General features: G+C 72.6%; 18 protein-coding genes. 13 read left to right on the top strand and 5 right to left on the bottom strand.

The annotated features are described in order from the left end of the window. Window positions 1-29: 29 nt before the first annotated feature. The 7 genes from GA0070610_RS16195 to GA0070610_RS16165 all read left to right on the top strand — a co-directional run bounded on the left by GA0070610_RS16195 (window position 30) and on the right by GA0070610_RS16165 (window position 8,899). Window positions 30-740: a siderophore-interacting protein gene (locus GA0070610_RS16195; protein ID WP_089000815.1), complete on the top strand. Its 711-nt coding sequence runs from the start codon at window positions 30-32 to the stop codon at window positions 738-740. After that, entirely contained in the window at window positions 737-1,978 is a 1,242-nt protein-coding gene (locus GA0070610_RS16190; RefSeq protein WP_089000814.1) for an MFS transporter, read from the top strand. Before GA0070610_RS16195 ends, GA0070610_RS16190 begins: the two co-directional genes overlap by 4 nt. Window positions 1,979-2,118: 140 nt before the next feature. Further along, window positions 2,119-3,675, top strand: coding sequence for a pyridoxal phosphate-dependent decarboxylase family protein (locus GA0070610_RS16185; protein ID WP_089000813.1), 1,557 nt, complete (start codon window positions 2,119-2,121; stop codon window positions 3,673-3,675). 28 nt (window positions 3,676-3,703) lie between these two features. Beyond that, window positions 3,704-5,002: a lysine N(6)-hydroxylase/L-ornithine N(5)-oxygenase family protein gene (locus GA0070610_RS16180; protein ID WP_089000812.1), complete on the top strand. Its 1,299-nt coding sequence runs from the start codon at window positions 3,704-3,706 to the stop codon at window positions 5,000-5,002. Window positions 5,003-5,007: 5 nt separating this feature from the next. Continuing rightward, a complete protein-coding gene (locus tag GA0070610_RS16175) occupies window positions 5,008-5,574 on the top strand; it encodes a GNAT family N-acetyltransferase (RefSeq protein ID WP_089003544.1) in 567 nt (188 codons plus the stop codon). Then, window positions 5,571-7,394, top strand: coding sequence for an IucA/IucC family protein (locus tag GA0070610_RS16170; RefSeq protein ID WP_089000811.1), 1,824 nt, complete (start codon window positions 5,571-5,573; stop codon window positions 7,392-7,394). The genes GA0070610_RS16175 and GA0070610_RS16170 overlap by 4 nt, the downstream gene beginning before the upstream one ends. Next, on the top strand, window positions 7,391-8,899 hold the full coding sequence (locus GA0070610_RS16165; RefSeq protein ID WP_089000810.1) for an MFS transporter: 1,509 nt from the start codon (window positions 7,391-7,393) through the stop codon (window positions 8,897-8,899). The genes GA0070610_RS16170 and GA0070610_RS16165 overlap by 4 nt, the downstream gene beginning before the upstream one ends. Before the next feature lie 137 nt (window positions 8,900-9,036). Here GA0070610_RS16165 and GA0070610_RS16160 read toward each other — a convergent pair whose 3' ends face one another. From GA0070610_RS16160 to GA0070610_RS16145, 4 genes are all read right to left on the bottom strand, one after another. Continuing rightward, window positions 9,037-9,597: an NADPH-dependent FMN reductase gene (locus tag GA0070610_RS16160; RefSeq protein WP_089000809.1), complete on the bottom strand. Its 561-nt coding sequence runs from the start codon at window positions 9,595-9,597 to the stop codon at window positions 9,037-9,039. 12 nt (window positions 9,598-9,609) lie between these two features. Continuing rightward, window positions 9,610-10,545, bottom strand: a complete 936-nt coding sequence (locus GA0070610_RS16155) for an ROK family protein (protein ID WP_089000808.1) — start codon at window positions 10,543-10,545, stop codon at window positions 9,610-9,612. Between the two features lie 9 nt (window positions 10,546-10,554). Beyond that, the gene (locus tag GA0070610_RS16150; RefSeq protein WP_089000807.1) at window positions 10,555-10,908 is read right to left on the bottom strand and encodes a DoxX family protein; all 354 of its coding nucleotides are present in this window, start codon (window positions 10,906-10,908) and stop codon (window positions 10,555-10,557) included. Window positions 10,909-10,999: 91 nt separating this feature from the next. After that, the gene (locus tag GA0070610_RS16145) at window positions 11,000-11,431 is read right to left on the bottom strand and encodes a type II 3-dehydroquinate dehydratase (RefSeq protein WP_089000806.1); all 432 of its coding nucleotides are present in this window, start codon (window positions 11,429-11,431) and stop codon (window positions 11,000-11,002) included. A 335-nt stretch (window positions 11,432-11,766) separates the two neighbouring features. On the opposite strand from GA0070610_RS16145, the gene GA0070610_RS16140 reads away from it, so the two are divergent. The 3 genes from GA0070610_RS16140 to GA0070610_RS16130 are packed head-to-tail and all read left to right on the top strand — an operon-like array spanning window position 11,767 to window position 14,793. Continuing rightward, window positions 11,767-12,930 carry a DegT/DnrJ/EryC1/StrS family aminotransferase gene (locus GA0070610_RS16140; RefSeq protein WP_089000805.1) on the top strand — a complete coding sequence of 388 codons (1,164 nt, stop codon included), beginning with the start codon at window positions 11,767-11,769 and terminating at the stop codon, window positions 12,928-12,930. Next, window positions 12,927-14,060, top strand: coding sequence for a Gfo/Idh/MocA family protein (locus GA0070610_RS16135; protein WP_089000804.1), 1,134 nt, complete (start codon window positions 12,927-12,929; stop codon window positions 14,058-14,060). Before GA0070610_RS16140 ends, GA0070610_RS16135 begins: the two co-directional genes overlap by 4 nt. A gap of 37 nt (window positions 14,061-14,097) precedes the next feature. Beyond that, window positions 14,098-14,793 carry an HAD-IA family hydrolase gene (locus GA0070610_RS16130; RefSeq protein ID WP_089000803.1) on the top strand — a complete coding sequence of 232 codons (696 nt, stop codon included), beginning with the start codon at window positions 14,098-14,100 and terminating at the stop codon, window positions 14,791-14,793. Window positions 14,794-14,812: 19 nt separating this feature from the next. On the opposite strand, the gene GA0070610_RS16125 is transcribed toward GA0070610_RS16130, so the two are convergent. Then, a complete protein-coding gene (locus tag GA0070610_RS16125) occupies window positions 14,813-15,136 on the bottom strand; it encodes a mycothiol transferase (RefSeq protein ID WP_157747168.1) in 324 nt (107 codons plus the stop codon). Between the two features lie 242 nt (window positions 15,137-15,378). Between GA0070610_RS16125 and GA0070610_RS16120 the strand changes: the two genes are divergently transcribed. From GA0070610_RS16120 to GA0070610_RS16110, 3 genes are all read left to right on the top strand, one after another. Beyond that, window positions 15,379-16,731 (top strand): SWIM zinc finger family protein, encoded by a 1,353-nt coding sequence (locus tag GA0070610_RS16120; RefSeq protein WP_089003543.1) that lies wholly within the window; start codon window positions 15,379-15,381, stop codon window positions 16,729-16,731. After that, entirely contained in the window at window positions 16,731-19,325 is a 2,595-nt protein-coding gene (locus tag GA0070610_RS16115) for a DUF6493 family protein (RefSeq protein WP_089000801.1), read from the top strand. Before GA0070610_RS16120 ends, GA0070610_RS16115 begins: the two co-directional genes overlap by 1 nt. Before the next feature lie 579 nt (window positions 19,326-19,904). After that, complete coding sequence (locus tag GA0070610_RS16110) at window positions 19,905-20,885, top strand: hypothetical protein (RefSeq protein WP_157747167.1); 981 nt, start codon at window positions 19,905-19,907, stop codon at window positions 20,883-20,885. Window positions 20,886-20,942: the final 57 nt, after the last annotated feature.

The following is a 20,942-nucleotide window of genomic DNA, read 5'->3' as shown; positions in this document are numbered from 1 at the left end:
ACTGAGGCGAACCTTACCTGGAGGGGTGCGTGAAGCGAAACTGGGAAGCCCTGGTGCTCAAGGCGATGGGCGGCCGCGACTTCCGGCTGACCGTGCTCGGCACGGAGTCCGTCGGTGAGCACTACCGCCGACTGCGCATGGACGGCGGCGGGCTGCTGGAGGCGTGCGGCGTGCACCCCACCATGTGGGTACGGCTGTGGTTCGACAACGACGGCAAGCCGCACCAGCGCGCGTACACCATCGTCGACCCGGACCCGGAGACCGGCCGGTTCGACCTGGAGTTCGCCATCCACGACGGATGCGCCGCCCGGTGGGCCGCCGCCGCGCAGGCCGGTGACACCATCGACGCCACCGTGCAGGGCACCGGGTTCAGCCTGCCGGACCCCGCCCCGCGACACCTGTACCTGGTCGGCGACGCCGCCTCGCTCCCGGCGGTGAACAGCCTGCTCGCCGCGGCCCCCGACGTCCCGGCGACGGTCTGGCTGGAGTACGCCCACGAGGGCGAGAAGGAGCTGGCGCCGCGCGCCGCGGCCCCGCACGACGTCAACTGGGTGCCGCGCCGCGACGACGGTCGGCACCTGGTCGAGACCGTCTGCGCGGCCCTGCCCGCCGCCGAGGACGCCCACTACTGGGTGGCCTGCGAGGCGGCCAGCACGCGCGGCATCGCCAAGCACGTACGACGCAACCTCGGCGTCGGCAAGCACCAGCTCACCTCGCTGGCCTACTGGAGCGCCAGGTGAGGGGTCGGCTCGGCACCCTGACCGCGCTCTACGTCACGCAGTACCTCGGCATCGGCTTCATCACCGTCGGGCTGACCGCCATCCTGCGCGACGGCGGCACCTCCCTCGACACGCTGGCGCTGTTGCAGTTCGTCGGCCTGGTCTGGCCGATCAAGTTCCTCTGGGCGCCCGTGATCGACAGGTACGGCTCCCGCCACCGCGGTCACTACCGGTCCTGGCTGGTGGTGCTCCAGGGCGGCATGGTGCTGGCCCTGCTGGCCCTGCTGCCGTTCGACCGCCCGGCCGGGCAGCTCGGCCCGGTCGTGGCGATCTGCGTCGCGTACGTGTTCCTCTCCGCCACGCAGGACATCGCCGTCGACGCCGTCGCCGTCCGGCTGCTCTCCGAGCGCTCGCGGGGAACCGGCAACGGCATCCAGGTCGCCGCGAGCTACGTCGGCAACCTGCTCGGCGGCGGCGCCTGCGTGGTCGTCTACGACCGGTTCGGCTGGGTGCCCGCGATCCTGCTGCTCGCCGCCCTGACCGCCGTCGGGCTGCTGGTGGTGTGGCGGTTCCGGGAACCGGAGCGCACCGACCGCGTGGCCAGCGCCGGCGCGGCGTACCGGGCGCTGCTGTCGGTGCTGGGCCAGCCCGGCTGCCGGTGGTGGACCTTCGGCGTGGTGCCGCCGGTCTACATCGGCGCCGGCGCGACGTACGCCCTCGTGACGCCCGCCCTGGTGGACGCGGACTGGTCACTGGCGCGCATCGGCGTGGTGACCGGCGTGGTGACCAGCCTGCCGGCCATCGTGGCCGGTCTGCTCGCCGGGGCCGCGATCGGCCGGTTCGGGCGCGGCCGCGTCCTCGTGGCCGGGGGAGTGGCGCTCGCGCTCTCCACGGCGATGCTGCTGCCGCTGATGAACGGCCGGGCCCCGCTCGCGGGGACGGTTGCCGCGCTCTGCTGCTTCATGGCCGCCTACACGATCGCCAACGTCGTGCTCTACACGGTCAACATGGACTATTCCCGGCCCGGCACGGGCGGTACGGACTTCACCGTGCTGTCGTCGTTCGGGCTGGTCTGCTCCTTCGTGGCGGCCTCCGTGGCGCTGGCGGCGGCCGAGGTGTTCGGCTACCCGGTGGTCGCCGTGGCCGCCGTCGTCCTGGTGGCGCTCGGCGTCGCGCTGGGCCTCGGGCACCAGCGGCGCTTCCGGCACCGATCCGGTGCGGCGCCGGGCGAGCGGGAGCTCGCGAAGGTGCCGGGCTGAGTGATGCAGCTCAATGTGGACGGCGATGTTGACACATCCTTAGGTTAGGGTAACCTAAGCTCGCTCGATCACCGGCTGCGGGCGGGCGGTGACGTCCCGCCATTCCGCCCACGTCCATTCCCGACCGTTTGAGGACCCGCATGAGCCTGCCCGGATCCACCGTCCAGGTGCCTTCGACCGGGGTGACCCCCGGGTCCGACGGTGCCCGCGCCCACCTGTTCACCGCCGGCTCGGTCGAGGAGTACCGGCGGGTGCTGGCCGAGGGGATCGGCCGGGTGGCGGCCCGGGTGAGCGAGGTGGACCGGCCCTTCACGGGTGCGACGCCGGACGAGCTGGCGCCGCGGATCGCCGGCATCGACCTGGACCGGCCGCTGGGCGACAGCGGGGCCGCGCTCGACGAGCTGCACGACGTCTACCTGCGCGACGCCGTCTACTTCCACCACCCCCGCTACCTGGCGCACCTCAACTGCCCGGTGGTGATCCCCGCGCTGCTCGGCGAGGCGGTGCTCAGCGCCGTCAACTCCTCGCTGGACACCTGGGACCAGAGTGTCGGCGGCACCCTGATCGAGCGCCGGCTCATCGACTGGACCGCCGACCGGATCGGCCTGGGGCCCGCCGCCGACGGCATCTTCACCAGCGGCGGCACCCAGTCCAACCTCCAGGCGATGCTGCTGGCCCGCGAGGAGACCTGCGCGAGCCTGGTCGGCCGGGCGACCGAGCGGCAGTCCCGCCCGGAGCTGCTGTCCCGACTGCGCATCCTCACCTCGGCGGCCGGTCACTTCAGCGTGCAGAAGGCCGCCAAGCTGCTCGGCCTCGGCGCCGACGCCGTGATCACCGTGCCCACCGACGCCGACCGGCGGATGCGCACCGCCGACCTGGCCCGGGAGATCGCCCGGTGCCGGGAGGAGGGGCTGGTGGTGATGGCCGTCGTCGCCACCGGCGGCACCACCGACTTCGGCACCATCGACCCGCTGCCGCAGATCGCCGACATCTGCGCCGCCGCCGGCGTCTGGCTGCACGTCGACGCCGCGTACGGCTGCGGGCTGCTGGTGTCGCCGACCCGGCGGCACCTGCTCGACGGCATCGAGCGGGCCGACTCGGTCACCGTCGACTACCACAAGTCGTTCTTCCAGCCGGTCAGCTCCAGCGCGCTGCTGGTACGCGACCGGCGCGTGCTGCGGCACGCCACCTGGCACGCCGACTACCTCAACCCCGCGCGGATGGTCGAGCAGCGCATCCCCAACCAGGTCGACAAGAGCATCCAGACCACCCGCCGCTTCGACGCCCTCAAGCTCTGGCTGACCCTGCGGATCATGGGGCCGGACGCGATCGGCGCGCTCTTCGACGAGGTGATCGACCGCGCCGCCGCCGCGTGGCAACTGCTCACCGAGGACCCCCGCTTCGAGGTCGTCACCCGCTCGCAGTTGAGCACCGTGGTCTTCCGCTACCTGCCGGCCGCCGCCGGCCGGGAGGTCGTCGACGACGCCAACCTGTACGCCCGCGAGGCGCTGGCCGCCTCCGGCGCCGGCCTCGTCGCCGGCACCAAGGTCGACGGCGCGCACTACCTCAAGTTCACCCTGCTCAACCCCGAGACCACGCTGGACGACATCGCCCACGTCCTCGACCTCATCGCCGAACACGCCGGCTGGTACGCCCGGACCAGGGCCACCGCCGAGCTGTCCTGCCCCGTCGGCTGACGATCCGCCCCCCGCTCTGGAGAACCGCATGTCGACGCACGACTTCATCGCCGTCGGGCTGGGCCCGTACAACCTGGGCCTGGCCTGCCTGACCGCGCCGATCGACGAACTCGACGGCATCTTCCTGGAGGCGCGGGACAGCTTCAGCTGGCATCCCGGGATGCTGCTGGAGTCGACCCGGCTCCAGACGCCGTTCATCGCCGACCTCGTCACGTTCGCCGACCCCACCTCGCCGTACTCCTTCCTGAACTACCTCAAGGAGTCCGGGCGGCTCTACCCGTTCTACATCCGGGAGAGCTTCTTCCCGCTGCGCAGCGAGTACGACGACTACTGCCGCTGGGCCGCCGGCAAGCTGGACAGCATCCGGTTCGGGCAGGAGGTCACGGCCGTCGGCTACGATCCGGCCGACGAGCACTACACCGTCACGGCCACGGTGGCGGCCACGGGGGAGTCGGTCACCTACCGGGCCCGGCACCTGGTGCTCGGCACCGGCACCCCGCCGTACGTGCCGGACACCTGCGTGGACCTCGGCGGCGACATGATCCACAACTCCCGGTACCTGGAGCACCGGGCGGCGCTGCGCGCGAAGCGGAGCATCACCGTGATCGGCAGCGGGCAGAGCGCGGCCGAGATCTACCACGACCTGCTCGGTGACATCGACACGTGCGGCTACCAGCTCAACTGGGTGACCCGCTCGCCCCGGTTCTTCCCCCTCGAATACACCAAGCTCACCCTCGAGATGACCTCGCCGGACTACGTGGACCACTTCCACGCCCTGCCGGAGCCCACCCGCTACCGGCTGGAGTCCGAGCAGAAGGGGCTGTTCAAGGGCATCAACGCCGACCTCATCAACGAGATCTACGACCTGCTCTACGCCAAGAGCATCCCCGGCCCCGTCCGCACCCGGCTGCTGACCAACACCGAGCTGACCGCCGCCGCGTACGACGGGTCCGGCGGGACGTACACGCTGGGCCTGCGCAACGTCGAGCAGGAGCGCGACTTCACGCTGGACACCGAGGGCCTGGTGCTGGCCACCGGCTACCACTACCGGGTCCCGCAGTTCCTGGAGCCGGTGCGCGAGCGCATCCGCTGGGACGCGCACGGGCGCTTCGACGTGGCCCGCAACTACAGCATCGACCACACCGGCCGCGGCATCTTCCTGCAGAACGCCGGCACCCACACGCACAGCGTCACCTCGCCCGACCTGGGCATGGGCCCGTACCGCAACTCCTGGATCATCCGGGAGCTGCTGGGCCGCGAGCACTACCCGATCGAGAAGGGCATCGCCTTCCAGGAGTTCGGCGTGCCGGCCGGGGCCGCGTCGTGACCGAGGTGGTCCACCGCCGGGTCGACGAGCGGCTCGGCGAGTTCGCCCTGCGTACCCTCGATCCGGACGCCGACGCGCCGCTGCTGCACCGCTGGGTGACCCACCCGAAGGCGGCGTTCTGGCTCATGCAGGACGCCGACGTGGCCCGGGTCGCCGAGGAGTACCGGCGGATCGCCGCGCACCCGCACCACGACGCGTTCCTCGGCCTGCACGAGGGTCGTCCGGCGTTCCTCGCCGAGCGCTACGACCCCGCCCACGTCGAACTCGTCGGCCTCCACGACGCGGCCGACGGCGACGTCGGCATGCACTTCCTCTGCGCCCCCGCCGACGCCCCGGTGCACGGCTTCACCCTGGCGGTGATCACGACGGTGATGGCGTGGCTCTTCGCCGACCCGGCCACCCGCCGGGTCGTCGTGGAGCCCGACGTGCGCAACACGGCGGTGCACGCGCTCAACGCGGCCGTCGGCTTCACCGTCGTCGGCCCGATCCGCAAGCCCGAGAAGGACGCGCTGCTCAGCGTCTGCACCCGTGACCAGTTCCACGCCGCAACCCGAGGAGACGTGCCCGCGTGAACCCGCTCGCATCCGTGGCCCACCTGACGCCCGCGAACTGGGCCCACGCCAACCGGCTGCTGGTCCGCAAGGCGCTGGCCGAGTTCGCCCACGAGCGGCTCCTCGCGCCCGAGCCCGTCCCCGCCGACGTGCCCGCCCCCGCCGGCGCGGCGGCGGGCGCGCGCCGGTACCAGGTGCGCGGCGACGACGGCGAGGTCGTCTACCGGTTCACCGCGAGCCTGCTGGCCCTCGAGCACTGGCGCATCGACGCCGACAGCATCACCCGTCACCGCGGCGACACCGAGCTGCCGCTGGACGCCCTGGAGTTCTGCCTCGACCTGCGGGGCGCGCTCGGCCTCACCGACCAGATCCTCCCCGTCTACCTGGAGGAGATCAGCTCCACCCTGGCCAGCACCGCGTACAAGCTCGACAAGCCGGCCGTCAGCGCCGCCGAGCTCGCCGACGCGGACTTCCAGACCATCGAGACCCAGATGACCGAGGGCCACCCCGGCTTCGTCGCCAACAACGGCCGCATCGGCTTCGGCGTCGACGAATACCGGGCGTACGCCCCGGAGGCCGGCAACCCGGTGCGGCTGATCTGGGTGGCCGCGCACCGCGACCGGACGACCTTCACCTGCGCCGCCGACCTCGACTACGACGCGCTGATCCGCGCGGAACTCGGCGACGACACCCTCTCCCGGTTCGCCGACACCCTGACCGGGCTCGGCCTCGATCCGGCCGACTACCTGCTCGTCCCGGTGCACCCGTGGCAGTGGTGGAACAGGATCTCGGTCACCTTCGCCGCGGAGGTGGCGCAGCGGCGGTTGGTCTGCCTCGGCCCCGGCCCCGACGAATACCTGGCCCAGCAGTCCATCCGCACCTTCTTCAACGTGACCGACCCGTCCCGGCACTACGTCAAGACCGCGCTGTCCGTGCTGAACATGGGCTTCATGCGGGGGCTGTCGGCCGCGTACATGGAGGCCACCCCGGCCATCAACGACTGGCTCGCCGAGCTGATCGACGGCGACGAGGTGCTCAAGGGCACCGGGCTGACGATCATCCGGGAACGGGCCGCCGTCGGCTACCGCCACCTGGAGTACGAGGCGGCCACCGACCGGTACTCCCCGTACCGCAAGATGCTCGCCGCCCTGTGGCGGGAGAGCCCGGTGCCCGGCCTGGAGCCGGGTCGGCGGCTGGCCACCATGGCGTCGCTGCTGCACACCGACCGCGACGGCCGCTCGTTCGCCGCCGCGCTCATCGCCCGCTCGGGCCTGGCGCCGAAGGCGTGGCTGCGCCGCTACCTCGACGCCTACCTCACCCCGCTGCTGCACAGCTTCTACGCCCACGACCTGGCCTTCATGCCGCACGGCGAGAACGTCATCCTCGTCCTCGACGGCGCGACGGTCGAGCGGGCGATCTTCAAGGACATCGCCGAGGAGATCGTGGTGATGGACCCCGACGCCGACCTGCCGCCGCAGGTCCGACGGGTCCGGGCCGACGTGCCGGAGGACATGAAGCTGCTGTCCATCTTCACCGACGTCTTCGACTGCTTCCTGCGCTACCTCAGTGCCATCCTCGTCACCGAGGACGTCCTCGACGAGGAGACCTTCTGGCGCACGGTCGCCGAGTGCGCGGCCGACTACGCCGACAGCGTCCCGCACCTCGCCGAGCGGCTGCGGCGCTACGACCTGTTCGCCCCGGAGTTCGCGCTGTCCTGCCTGAACCGGCTCCAGCTGCGCAACAACCAGCAGATGGTCGACCTGGCCGACCCGTCGGCCGCGCTGCAACTCGTCGGCACCCTGACCAACCCCATCGCCCGCTTCGCCCCGTCGGCCCGATGACGACCACGACGCTCGCGCCGGCCGCGGAACCACCGGTCGGCGGCGCCGACGGCCGGGTACGCGGCCGGTGGCTGATCCTCGCCGTGCTCTGCCTCGCCCAGGTCACCGTGGTGCTCGACAACACGGTGCTGACCGTGGCGATCCCCGTGCTCACCACCGAGCTGGCCGCCAGCACCGCCGACGTGCAGTGGATGATCAACGCGTACGCGCTGGTCCAGTGCGGGCTGCTGCTCACCGCGGGCAGCGCCGCGGACCGGTACGGCCGCCGTCGGATGCTGCTGGCCGGGCTCGTGCTGTTCGGGCTCGGCTCGCTGGCCGCCGGGCTCGCCGGGTCCAGCGGCCAGTTGATCGCCGCCCGCGCCGGCATGGGGATCGGCGGCGCGCTGCTGGTCACCGCCACCCTCGCGGTGGCGATGCAGGTCTTCGACGACGCCGAGCGGACCCGCGCCATCGGCCTCTGGGCGGCGGCGAGTGCCCTGGGGTTCGCGGCCGGGCCGCCCTTCGGCGGGCTCGTGCTCGCCCACCTGCCGTGGGGGGCGATCTTCCTGGTCAACGTCCCGATCGTGCTGGTCTGCCTGGTGGCGGCGTGGGCGCTGGTGCCGGAGTCGCGCCAGCCGACCCGCGGCCGCCTCGACCTGGGCGGGGTGCTGCTCTCCACGGCCGGCCTGACCGCCGTCGTCTACGCGATCATCGCCGGGCCGGAGCAGGGCTGGGCCGCCGCCTCGGTGTTGGGCGCGGCGGTCGCCGGGGTGCTCCTGCTCGCCGCCTTCGTGACCTGGGAACGGCGGGTCGCCGACCCCATGCTGGACATGCACTTCTTCCGCAACCCCCGCTTCGTGGGGGCGGTCTCCGGGGTCGTCCTGATCACGTTCGGCGCCACCGGCGCGCTGTTCCTGCTGACCCAGCACCTCCAGTTCGTGCGCGGCTACCCGGCCTGGGAGGCCGGGCTGCGGATGATGCCGTTCGCGCTCTCCATCGTCCTGCTGAACGTGGGCGGGATCGCCGCGCTGGTGATCCGCCGGCTCGGGCTGGCGTGGTCGATCGCCTTCGGCATGACGCTGCTCGCCGGCGGTCTCGCCCTGATCACCCACGCCCCGACGGACGGCTACCCGGTGCTGCTGACGGGCCTGCTGGTGATGGGCGCCGGCTGCGCCGTGGCCAACCCCGCCATCGTCGAGGCCGTGATGAGCGCGATCCCGCCGGAGAAGGCCGGGGCCGGCGCGGGCGTCGACGGCACCATGACCGAGGTCGGCAGCAGCCTCGGCGTCGCCGTGCTGGGCGCCATCCTCAACGCCCGGTTCGCTGCCCTGCTGCCGGCCGCCGTGGCCGGCGCCGGATCGTTCCCCGCCGCGCTGGCCGCCGCGCGCAGCGAATCGGAGCGCGCGCTCGTCTCCGACGCGTTCCGCTCCGCCCTGGAGACCGGCCAGACGGTCGGCGCCGTGGCCGTCTTCGCGGGCGGCTGCGTCGCCGCCGCGCTGCTGCGCCGCGCCGAGCGGGCCGGCTGACCCGGGGGGCGGTCCGGTCCCGCCCGCCGCTGCCCGATTCCGCCCGCCGCCGGGCGGCGCCGGTTGGCGCCGGTTGGCCTCGGGCGGACGGTACCGCCGCCAGCCCCCGGGACGCCCGGCCCGAGCGGGTGGGCGGCTCAGCCCCGGCGGAGCGTACGCAGCGCGCCGGCCCAGGCGACCACCTCGTCGAGCACGGTGGCGAGGGCCTGCTCCTGGTGCGCCGCCGGCCGGAAGTCGCGGAAGTTGACGAAGTCGGTCGTCAGCGAGAGCGCGACTTGTGAGCGGACGTCGGCCACCCCGAGCTGCCCGAGCACCAGCCGCAGGTGCTCCGCCGCCCGGGTGCCGCCGTGCACGCCGTAGCTGACCAGGCCGGCGGCGGCATGCTGCCACTCCTTGAACAGGAAGTCGACGGCGTCCTTCAGCGCGCCCGGGATGGAGTGGTTGTACTCCGGGGTGACGAAGATGAAGCCGTCGAAGCCAGCGACGGTCGTCGCCCAACGGCGTACGGCGGGGCGCCTCGACGGTGCCATCGAGGGCGGCAGCACCTCGTCGAAGTGCGGCAGGTCGTAGTCGGCGATGTCGACCAGCTCGACCGTGGCGTCGCTCCGCTTGGCGGCGACGTCGGTCACCCAGCGGGCGACGGCGTCGGCCTTGCGGCCCGGCCGCGTGCTGCCGACGATGACACCGATCCTGACCATGGCTGATCTCCTCTACGGGGTGGGGACGGGACGTACGGGCACCGGCAGGCCGGCCAGATCACGGGCCAGCTCCAGCGCGCCGTGCAGGGACGACGACGCGCCGAGGGCGGCGGCGCGCACCGGCGGCGCCGGCCGCCCGGGACGGCCGGCGGCGTGGGCCCGCTCGGCGACGAGCGGCACGAAGTCGGGCAGACCGGCGGCGAACCCGCCGCCGACGATCGCCAGCGCCGGGTCCAGCAGTTCGCCGAGGCTCACCACCGCCGCCGCCAGCGCCCGGCAGCTCGCGTCGACCGCCGCCACCGCCCATGTCCGGCGCTCGTCGAGTGCCGCCCGTAGGTCCTCGAAGCTGACCTCGGCGCCCCGGCCGGCGCCGGCCCGGCGCAGGGTGGCGGGGCCGGACGCGATCGACTGGAGGCAGCCGCGCCGGCCGCAGTCGCAGCGCTCGCCGTCGAGGGCGACGACCATGTGGCCGATCTCGGCGGAGGACCGGCCGGGCACCGACCGCCCGGCCAGCACCACGCCGCCGCCGATCCCGGTGCCGACGCCCAGGTAGACCACGTCGTCCGCGCCGGCGCGTCGGGCCTCGGCCAGCGCGGCGAGGTCACCGTCGTCGGCCACGGCGGTCGCCGCGTCCGGGAAGAGGCGGCGCAACGCGCCGGCGAGGTCGAGCCCGGCCCAGCCGGGCCGCCCGGGCCAGGTGGTGACGGTGCCCGCCGGGTCCGTGGTCGCCGGCATCGCCACGCCCACCGCGCCCACCGGCCCCCACACGTCGCGCAGCCGGTTGACCTCGGCGGCGAGCGCGGCCAGGTCCCCGGCGAGGTCGGCGCCGGGCGGCCAGCGGAAGCTGCGCTCGTACGCCGGCCGCCCGGCCGCCTCCGCGCGCAGCGCCACCTTGGTACCGCCGACGTCGACGCCCAGCACACCGGGGGTCCGTTGTGGACCGGTCACGCCCGGGCCTCAGCCCTGGAGCACGTGCAGGACCACGAGCGCGACGGCCGCCACCGCGAAGATCACCGGCGTCAGGGTCATCGCGGCCGGGTCCTTCGCGCGGGCGTGGTAGACGACCGCGCCCACCATCTGCAGGGCGAGACCGATCGCGGCCGCGATGCCCAGCGGCGGCCAGAGCAGGCCGAGCAGCAGGCCGGCGACCGCGGCGAGTTCCAGCACCCCGAGCAGGCGGGTCAGCCCGGGCGAGACGCCGAGGTGCTCCATCCGCTCGCGCATCTGTGCCTGCCCGGTGAGCTTCGGCACGGCGGTGCCCACGAACACCGCGGCGAGGATGAGGGTCAGGACGAGGATGGGAATGTGCACGTGAGGTCCTTCGGGAAGAGTCGGGACGTGCGGACGACCGTACCGCTGCCGTGGCGGCGCAGCCGGGACCGGACGGCGGGGCCCGCGGTCGTCACCGGACGGTCGCGACGAGGGCGCGGGCGGCCAGCCGGTAGCCCAGCGACCCGAGCCCGACGATGACGCCGCTGGCCAGCGGGGCGATCACCGAATCGTGCCGGAAGCTCTCCCGGGCCCAGACGTTGGACAGGTGCACCTCGACGAAGGGGCGCGGGTAGTTCGCCAGGGCGTCACGCAGGCTCCAGCCCGCGATCATCAGGGCGCCCGGGTTGACGATGGCGCCGACGGTGTCGTAGTTGTTCTGGATCGCGCGGATCAGGGCGCCCTCGCAGTCGTGCTGCTCGGCCACCACCCGCCAGCCCCGCCCCGCGATCTCCTCGCCGACGGCGCGTTCGATGTCGTCCAGCGTGTCGGTGCCGTAGATCTCCGGCTCCCGTTGGCCGAGGATGCCCAGGTTCGGGCCGTTCAGCAGCAGCACGTCCGACACACTTCACCTCGCGGGGCGTGGCCCTGTCCCGACAAGGCCCGATGACTGGTCCACGCAGTCTTACTACGCCCGCGGCGCCGGGCGAACCGGCGGCGGCGGTGGCACGGGCGGACTAAGGGGTGGCTAGGGGCTGTTAGGGGCGGTGACCGTGCTGCCGGGTCGGTTACCGTCCTCCCTGCTGAAGCGACGACGCCGGCTCCAACGGCAGCGTCACCTACCTCGTACCGGCCATCCGGCGCCCCGGTGTGCCCGGACCGCGTACCGGCGGTCCCGGGTCGTCCCGGCCGATGGTCCGGCGAAGCCCCTGGTCTGCCCGAGTTGGGAAGTGGGAAGTCATGAGTGGTCAGCCCTCGACGGTGTCGGAGTTCCCCGAGTGGCCGCAGTTCGGCGACGAGGAGCGGGCCGGCCTGATCCGCGCCCTCGAACAGGGCCAGTGGTGGCGGATGGGCGGCAGCGAGGTTGACTCCTTCGAGCGGGAGTTCGGCGACTACCACGGCACGCCCCACGCGCTCGCCGTCACCAACGGCACCCACGCCCTGGAGGTCGCGCTGGAGGTGCTGGGCGTCGGGCCGGGCACCGAGGTGATCGTCCCGGCCTTCACGTTCATCTCCTCGTCGCTGGCCGCCCAGCGCCTCGGCGCGGTCGCCGTGCCGGTCGACGTCGACCTGGACACCTACTGCGTCGACCCGGCCGCCGTCGAGGCCGCGATCACGCCCCGCACCAAGGTCATCATGCCGGTGCACATGGCCGGGCAGTTCGCCGACATGGACGCGCTGGACAAGCTCGCCGCCGACGCCGGCGTGGCGGTGCTGCAGGACGCGGCGCACGCCCACGGCGCGCAGTGGCAGGGCCGGCGGGCCGGCGCGCTCGGTTCGGTGGCCGCGTTCAGCTTCCAGAACGGCAAGCTGATGACCGCCGGCGAGGGCGGAGCGGTCGTCTTCCCCGACGAGGAGCTGCGCGAGCGGGCGTTCCTCGTGCACAGCTGCGGCCGGCCCCGCACCGACCGGGACTACCTGCACGGCACCACCGGCTCGAACTACCGGATGGGCGAGTTCACGGCCGCAGTGCTGCGCGCGCAGCTGTCCCGGCTGGACGAGCAGATCGCCGTACGCGAGCAGCGCTGGCCGCTGCTGTCGCGCCTGCTCGCCGAGATCCCCGGCGTCGTCCCGCAGACCACCGACCCCCGTACGGACCGCAACCCGCACTACATGGCGATGTTCCGGGTTCCCGGCATCACCATCGAGCGCCGCCGCGCGGTGGTGGACGCGCTCATCGCCCGGGGCGTCCCGGCCTTCGTGGCGTTCCGCGCGATCTACCGGTGCGAGGGCTTCTGGAAGGCCGGCGCCCCCGACGAGTCGGTCGAGGCGATCGCGGCCCGTTGCCCCAACGTCGAGCAGATCCACTCCGACTGCATCTGGCTGCACCACCGCACCCTGCTCGGCACGGAGCAGCAGATGCACGACATCGCCGCCGTGCTCGCCGACGTCCTCGCCGGATGACCGCCCTGCCCCCGGCCGCCGCGTCGGACCGACCGGTGCGGGTCGCGGTGGCCGGCCTCGGGTGGGCCGGGCGGGAGATCTGGCTGCCCCGGCTCGCCGCGCATCCGGGTTTCGAGGTGACCGCCGTGGTCGACCCGGAGCCGGGCGTACGCGACCGGGCGCGCGACATCCACCACGTCGCGTCCGCGTACGCCGACGTCGACGACCTGCCGGCCGGAGCGGCCGACCTGGTGGTGGTGGCGGTGCCGAACCACCTGCACGCCGCCGTCGCCGTCCGGCTGCTGCGTCGGGGCGTGCCGGTGTTCCTGGAGAAGCCGGTCTGCCTGACCTCCGCCGAGGCGACCCTGCTGGCCGAGGCCGAGCGCGAGGGCGGCGCGGTGCTGCTCGCCGGCAGCGCCGCCCGCTACCGGGCCGACATCCGGGCGCTGGCCGCCGTGGCCGGCGAGCTGGGCCCGATCCGGCACGTCGACGTCGCCTGGGTACGCGCCCGGGGGGTGCCCGACGCGGGCGGCTGGTTCACCCGCCGCGACCTGTCCGGCGGGGGAGCGCTGGTGGACCTCGGCTGGCACCTGCTCGACACGGTGCTGCCGCTGCTCGGTACGACCCGGGTCACCCACGCCATCGGCAGCGTCTCCGACGACTTCGTCAACGACAGTGCCGCGCACGCCGCCTGGCGCAGCGACGCCGGCGGCGGTGGCCGGGACCGTGGCGACGTCGAGGACACCGCGCGCGGCTTCCTGCTCACCGCCGAGGGGGCGTCGGTCGCCCTGCACGCCTGCTGGGCGTCGCACGAGTCGCTGGACCGCACCACGGTCACCGTGCACGGTGCCGCCGGGTCGGCGACGCTGCGCTGCACGTTCGGGTTCAGCCCCAACCGGGAGCCGACGCCGGTGCTGACCCGGACCCGCGACGGCGAGACCGTACGGCTGCCGCTGTCCGAGGAGCCGATCGGCGCCGAGTACGACCGCCAGCTCGACGAGCTGCCCGCGCTGCTCGCCGACCCGGCGTCCCGCGGCGCAGCCGTCGCCGAGGCCCACCGGACCATCGACATCATCGAACGGATCTACCAGTCCGCCCGGCCCATCCGGCCGGAGCGGCAGCACGCGCTGGCGGGCCATCGCGACCGGTGAGAACCACCGTCGGCCCCACTCGCTTCCGGGAGCAGCCATGAGCCATCCATCGTCCACCGTCGAGGTGACCGCGCCGTCGCCGGCCCGCGGCCCGATCCGCGCGGTCGTGTTCGACCTCGACGGCGTCATCGTCGACAGTTCGGCCGTCATGCGGGAGGCGTTCAGCATCGCGTACGCCGAGGTGGTGGGCGACGGGCCGGCGCCGTTCGAGGAGTACAACCGGCACATGGGCCGGTACTTCCCGGACATCATGCGCCTGATGGGGCTGCCGCTGGAGATGGAGGAGCCGTTCGTCCGGGAGAGCTACCGGATGGCCCACCTGGTGCCGCTCTTCCCCGGCGTACGGGAGACCCTGGAGGCGCTGCACTCGCGGGGGATCCGGATGGCGATCGCCACCGGCAAGAGCGGGCCCCGGGCCCGCTCCCTGCTGGACACGCTCGGCGTGCTGGGCCTGTTCGACCAGGTGATCGGCTCCGACGAGGTGGCCCGCCCGAAGCCGGCCCCCGACATCGTGCTCCAGGCCCTCGGCCACCTCGACGTGCCGCCGGCGCAGGCGATGATGGTGGGCGACGCGGTCATCGACCTGCTCAGCGGCCGGGGCGCCGGGGCAACCGCCGTGGCCACCACGTGGCACGGCGGGGACGTCGCCGCGCTGCTCGCCGCCGGCCCCGACCTGGTCCTGCACGCCCCGACGGACCTGCTCGCGCACTGCCCCGCCGCCCTCGTCCACTGACCCGCACCGGCGGTTCCGGCTACTCGCCGGCCTGCCCGTCGATGCTCTCGCGCAGCAGGTCCAGGTGGCCGCAGTGACGCGCGGTCTCCTGGATCGTGTGCGCGAGCGCGTCTCGCAGGGTGAAGGAGACATCGGCGGCCCGGGCGCGGTCGTCGAGCGCCGCGCCCGCCACGACCGCCGAGGACCGCGCGCACTCAGCCTGGTAGGCCTCGAGGATCTCCGCCAGCGAGTCCTCCGGGTTGAGAGGACGGTCCGGAAGGTCGACGTCTTCGGGTTCGGTGCCGACGCCCAGGGCGAGACAGACGTCTTCGGCGCGCAGGCCGGCACCGTCAGCGGTGAGCACGGCCAGGATTCGTTGGTAGGACTCGTTGATGATGCCTTGAGAGAGCGCTCCCTATAATGGCCCGACGGAGCATCGGAACCTGGCTCTCCTGGTTGTCCTCCTGTGAGGTGGACGGGCATTCGCGTTGATGTCGCATGCCGCCATCACCTGGACCCGCCGACGGTAAGGATCGCCGTGCGACACCGCCCTCCAGCATGTGCTCCGCCTCGGCGTCGGCCGTCTGCGATCGGGGCGGTCGCGTCATGACCGAGACAGCGCACGCGGTCTCGTACGTCCGATCCTCCGAGGTGTACTCCGCAGACGGAAGCAAGATCGTCGGCTTGGAGACCTCTGGCGGTAGAACGTCGAAGGGGGCGGAGGCCAATCCAGGGTTCTTCTCCGGCTTCCTTACCGACCCGCGGATAGCCGCGTCCGGGCTGCTCGCCGTGGCTGACGTGGCCGCCACCCGCTACTACCAGCCGACACTGAGAAGCTCTCTCGATCCGGTAGTCACCGGAAACGGCGACCGGCTGCGCTTCGAGTCCTTCTCAGGCTGTTGCGGGGTGTACGCGCGACTGGACATCCTCACCGACGGCCTCGACGGAGGCGAGGTTGGTCAAGGAACGACCAATGTCGACGTCAACACACCGCTGCGCATCGCACTGTCGCGGATCCATGCCAACGATCCGTTGTACCTGCGGGTCGGCCCGGACGAGCTTGCCGTCACCACCCTCGACGGACCGCTCGTCGAGAAGAAGGTACCGCTGCCGCAACGCTGGCTGCGTGGTTTCGCGGAGACGCAGGTGATCGCCTCGGGGTTCGACCTGCGTGCCGAGGTGCCGGCCGCAGACGCGGCGCGGTTCCTGCGGTCGTTACCGACCCGCGGCCGGGTACCGGACCTCTGGGTGCTGCCCGTCGGGCGGACCCTGCGAACGACGGGCGGTCCGGCTCCGGGGGCTGTCTGCCTTCCCGGGCCCAGCCGGCTGGCGACACTGGATCGTGTACTACGACACGCTCGGACCCTTCGCCTGTACGGTCCCGCGGTGACCGCAGGCAGCCCACCGGTGGCCAGCGCATGGGAGGTGACGCTGCCCGGCATGCGGCTGACGCTGATGCTGTCGCCGCAGGTGTCGCGCGGGTTCTCCGGCGAGGGCGCGGTGCTGGAGGCCCTGGCCGCGGACGACGTGCAGGCCGATACGGACCTGATCTCCGCACTGCTCGCCTGGGAGCCGCGCATCGACGTGGCTGACCTCGCGGCGCAGGCCGGGCTGACGACCCACCGGGTGCGTTCGGCGCTGACCCGGCTGGGGACTGCGGGCCGGGTGGGCTACGACGCCGCGGAGGCCGCGTACTTCCATCGCGAGTTGCCGTATCGCGTCGGCCAGGTTGAACTGCACAACCCGCGCCTACGCGACGCCCGGGCGCTGGTGCGGGCAGGCGCCGTGACGGTCGACGGTGAGACGGCGTCGGTCCGCTCCGGAGACAAGGTCTATCTCGTCGACCACCGCAGCGCGGTCATGGGGTGCACGTGCCCGTGGTGGGCTGGGCACCGGGGCGGCCGCGGTCCCTGCAAACACGCACTCGCGGTACGGATGACCACACGGGGAGATAACTGATGACCGCTGAGCGTGATGCGCTGCTGGAAGCGATCCGGGCCGGCGACGAGGAACTGTCCGCCGCCCTCGTCGAGAAGATGGACGCCGCGGCCCGGAGCGGGTGTGTGCCGGCGGTGACGCAGATCCTCCGTGGGCTGCGCCCGGAAAACGAGTGGTCGGTCTTCTACGCGGGCCGGCTGGCCGGCCTGGCCTGCCAATCCACACCGGCCGGGGCGGCGAAGTGGGTGCTCTGGATCAACCGGCTGCGGAGACAGGAGTTCCCTGCCTCGTCAGCCGAGATCCTGGCCGGGCACGGCCCGGAATGGCTCGGCGAGCTGGCGCATCGGCTCGCCGCCGAACTCGACAAGGAAAGAAGACAGTTCGAGGGGACGCCGCTGCACTATCACCTGGTGCAAAACCTGATCGGACTCTCGGGCTGTGCGACGCCGACCAACTTTGGCTATGCGATTCAGCGGCTCCGGTTCGGCGGACTGACCAACCCGGATGCACCGATACTGGTGCCGATCGCCCTGGAGGTCGAGGGCTTCGGGGCGCGGATGGGCTACCTGGGGCCGGGCCTGGTGGACATGACGGAGTCCGGGAAACTTGATCGCACGGCGCTGATCGACCAGTGCGTGGGTCGGCTGTTCCGCGGCGGACGACCGCATGAGCTGCGCGGCTTCCGGCGGCTGCTGGACGATCTGACCCTCACCGACGACGAACTCGCGGATCGGGCCGGCGATTGGGCCCGGCTGGCCGCGGACGCCGACGCACCGACCGCCGGCGACGCGGTGCAGAGACTGCGCCGGTTGATCGATGCCGGACGGCTGGACGTCGGCCTGCTCGCGGACGCCTCGCGGGACGTGCTGGCGCGCCCGGAGAAGGGACTGGTCAGCGCGCAGCTCAAGCATCTCGGTCACGCCTTGCGGTCGAGCACGGACGGTGCCGGCCAGTTGCTGACAGCGGCGACGGTGGCCTTCGGGCACGAGGACAACGCTGTGCAGGAGCAGGCCTGGAAACTCGTCGCCCGGCACGTCGGAGCGGCGGACCCGACGGCCCGTGCGCAGATCGTCGAAGCGGTCGCCGGCCTCACCCCCGACCTGCGAGAGCAGGCGACCGCAGCACTCGGCGGCAGTACGCCCGGCAGCGAGCGGGCGCAAACGCCGTACCAGGAGACGCTGCCGCCGGTTATGGCGCCGCAACGTGCCACGGCGCCGACCGAGACCCTGCCGGAGCTGATCGGCGAGATCGTCGCGATCGTCGCCGCGCCGCACGCATCGACCGTCGAGTCGGAACACGCCCTCGACGACCTGGTTCGCTTCGCGTACCGGGACCGGGCGGCCCTGGCCGCAGCGCTGCGGACCGTCCCCGCCAAGCAGTGGCCCTGGCAGAGCGAGGGCCCGGTGACCTCCCAGTGGTTCCCCGACCGGCAGCCGTACCCGGTCGCGGGCATCGGCGTCATCGTTTTCGCTCTCCTCCTCGACGGGTTCGACGCCGAGAGTCTTCCCGTCGTACCCCCCGAGATGTCCGACAACGGAACCGGCTTCCCACCGCAGTGCGGGCACTGCGTCTTCCGTGCCGCCTGGCGAGCGCGGATCTTCGAAGTCGCCCGCGCTGTGCTGGCCGATCCGCCCCCGTTCCTGCTGTCCGCACCCTCCTGGCGTACCGGTGTGGTGGACACCGACGTCCTGCTGGACCGGCTGGCCGAGTACGCGAGACTCGGCATCACGGCCGGACCGGCCGACTTCGATCAGGCTCTGCTACGGGTGCGGATCCCCGTCGGCCCAGACCGCGACCGGCTGGCCGGCGCCGCCGCCGCACTGGGCACCGCGGAGGGCACCAGGTTCGCGCAGTGGCTGTCGTCCGGAGGGCTCACGGTGGTCGAAGAAAGCACCGGTCTGGCCCTGCCCGCGCTGCGGGACGGGTTCACCGACCCGTTTCGGCGACTGGACGTCCTGCTGCTCAAGCACCACGACGGTGGCCCGATCAACCAGGACCTGCCCGACTCGTTCATCTATCACCAGCCGGCCCGGCCGCTGGACCTGCCGCAGTGGGTCGCCACGTTGCCGCTGTTGCGCGAGTACATCGCGGCACAGCTGATGTGGACGGGCGCCTGGCGACGAGATTACTACTACGTGTCGGACCTACCGCTGCTGGCGGCGGCCGACGGCCCGATCGGGCCGCTGTTCCACCGATTCCTGGCCAACACCTTGTCACGGGGTCGCCCGGACGGCGATATGGACGCACTGCTCCAGCTCGTCGCCCGCAACGAGATGGACGCGAAGCATGTCGGCGAATGCCTGATCCCGCGGAACAAGCGGGGTGGACGGCAACCGGCACCAGACCTGCTCGACCTGCTCACCGAGATCGCGCGCATCGGCGCCCACACCACCGCCTGGAACATCCTGGCCGGCGCACTGCCCGGCCTACTCAGCGCAAATGAGCTTCCACGCCGGCTCGGAGCCCTGCTGTCGCTGGCCGCCGACTGCGCGAGCACCTCCGGCGCGACCGGCAGCATCCCCGAACTGGACGCGATCGCCGACCGCACCGGCAGCTCGCAAACCATCAAACAGGCACGACGCCTACGCCAGATCCTGGCCGAATCGGCGCGATGAGCGTCCGATAGGGCGGTCCGAAAGGACCGGGTCCGTTTCTGGGTGAGGGTGAAGATTCCGGGCTTGGTTTCGGTCAGGATCTGGCGGCTGGATCGCGTTCACGATCTCCCGCAGGTCGTGCTCGCCCTGACGGCCCGCGACCGAGACACGCGTGGCCCGCCCACGCATCCAGGAACGGCCCGATCAACGCCCATGCCCATCGGTCACATCGCTCGGGTACGGCTTCCGATCACCCACGTCGATCATCCATGACCCGCGAACGCCGCAGCCACGACATCGGTCGCGACCCGGGTCCACCTTTCATGCCATCGAGTGATCACTATCTACACCAACCCGCAGAACGATCTCCAAACGGACCCCCGCATAGATCAACCCGAAGGTTGCCGAACCGCCCTCTGAGAGCGAAAGCGCCGGGCTCGTCGTCGGCCCACGGCGGGCCACCATGGTGTCCGGCACCGACGCTTCCGGACGTCAGGACCCGCCGGCCCTTGCTGCCATGATCCAGCCCGCATCCCCGGCGGCGTGCGGCTCAGCCTGGCCGCCCGCGCCGAACCCGTGCGGGAGGTGCACCATGACCGGGTGAACTTTCTGGAGCTGCAGCAGCGCCTGCGCGCTGCCGGGCACGACCCGTTCCAGGTGTACGCGGGGCACTACGACACGCTGCGCAGCCAGGTTCCCGCGTCGAGGAGGTCGACGTCGGTCTGCTACGGCGCGTGGAACCTGCTGGTCGAGCACGGCCGGTACACCGTCACCGTCCGCGACCTGAACCGCCCCGCCCGTTTCCCCCCGGACACCCACGGCCCGGAGCCGGTCGTCTTCGCCACCGAGCAGGCCGCCTGCGAGGCGCTGTGGGCCATCGCCAGCAGGCTCGATCCGCCCGGCAGCGTCCGGGCGGTCACCGCCGACGAACTCGATCCCGTCGCGGTCGACTGGCTGCGCGAGTGCGGCTGGTGGCCGCCGGTGCAGTTGTACGGCAACCCCTTCGTCGCCACCCACGGCCGGGAGTCGTACCGGATCGCCGAACGCGACGGCCGGTTCGAGCTGCACCTGCGCGACCACGGCGTGGCCAAGCTCGGCGATCCGGTGTACGCCGCCGACGACCTGGCCGACGTCACCCGGGTGCTGCTCACCGAGGTCGGCAACCGTTCCGCCCCACGCCCGGTGGGCTGGCCGTGCGTGGCGTTCCGGATCTGCTGGGCCGACGAGGGGGAACTCGCGGCGCTGCGTGCCCTCGACCTCGCGGCGATCATCCGGGCGTACCGCACCGAGCGTCCGGACCCGCCGCTGCGGATCATCTCGGAGGGGCCCGACCTGTCCCTGGTCACCACCGAACTCCTGGCCCAGGCGGACCGCAGCGGCAATCCCCTGCGACGGTTCGTGGGCACCCGCGAGTCGGCGGCGTTCGGCACCGACGTGCGGTACGTCATCCGGCGTCACCACGACCCGCTGCGCTACACCCTCGACCGATACGGCGAGCGGGAGAACCACCCCACCACGGTGCTCACCGCAGCGGACCTGGCGTCCGTCCACGAGTACCTGAGGCGGTGCTTCCGGCGCTGACGATCCGTGGCCGGCCGCCATCGGTCCCGGACTCCGGTCCGGAGCCGGCCGCCGGGT

Origin of the sequence: Micromonospora echinofusca (assembly GCF_900091445.1) — a bacterium.
GTDB lineage: Bacteria > Actinomycetota > Actinomycetes > Mycobacteriales > Micromonosporaceae > Micromonospora > Micromonospora echinofusca.
Note: the sequence above shows the minus strand (reverse complement) of the source record. Positions and strands in the feature narration are given on the sequence as shown.

What these genes read in the sequence shown, in the direction of transcription:
- GA0070610_RS16135 (WP_089000804.1), top strand. Translation starts at nt 12,927, where the DNA reads ATGACCGCCCTGCCCCCGGCCGCCGCGTCGGACCGACCGGTGCGGGTC.
- GA0070610_RS16120 (WP_089003543.1), top strand. Translation starts at nt 15,379, where the DNA reads ATGACCGAGACAGCGCACGCGGTCTCGTACGTCCGATCCTCCGAGGTG.
- GA0070610_RS16160 (WP_089000809.1), bottom strand. Translation starts at nt 9,597, where the DNA reads ATGGTCAGGATCGGTGTCATCGTCGGCAGCACGCGGCCGGGCCGCAAG.
- GA0070610_RS16130 (WP_089000803.1), top strand. Translation starts at nt 14,098, where the DNA reads ATGAGCCATCCATCGTCCACCGTCGAGGTGACCGCGCCGTCGCCGGCC.
- GA0070610_RS16140 (WP_089000805.1), top strand. Translation starts at nt 11,767, where the DNA reads ATGAGTGGTCAGCCCTCGACGGTGTCGGAGTTCCCCGAGTGGCCGCAG.
- GA0070610_RS16115 (WP_089000801.1), top strand. Translation starts at nt 16,731, where the DNA reads ATGACCGCTGAGCGTGATGCGCTGCTGGAAGCGATCCGGGCCGGCGAC.
- GA0070610_RS16185 (WP_089000813.1), top strand. Translation starts at nt 2,119, where the DNA reads ATGAGCCTGCCCGGATCCACCGTCCAGGTGCCTTCGACCGGGGTGACC.
- GA0070610_RS16180 (WP_089000812.1), top strand. Translation starts at nt 3,704, where the DNA reads ATGTCGACGCACGACTTCATCGCCGTCGGGCTGGGCCCGTACAACCTG.
- GA0070610_RS16165 (WP_089000810.1), top strand. Translation starts at nt 7,391, where the DNA reads ATGACGACCACGACGCTCGCGCCGGCCGCGGAACCACCGGTCGGCGGC.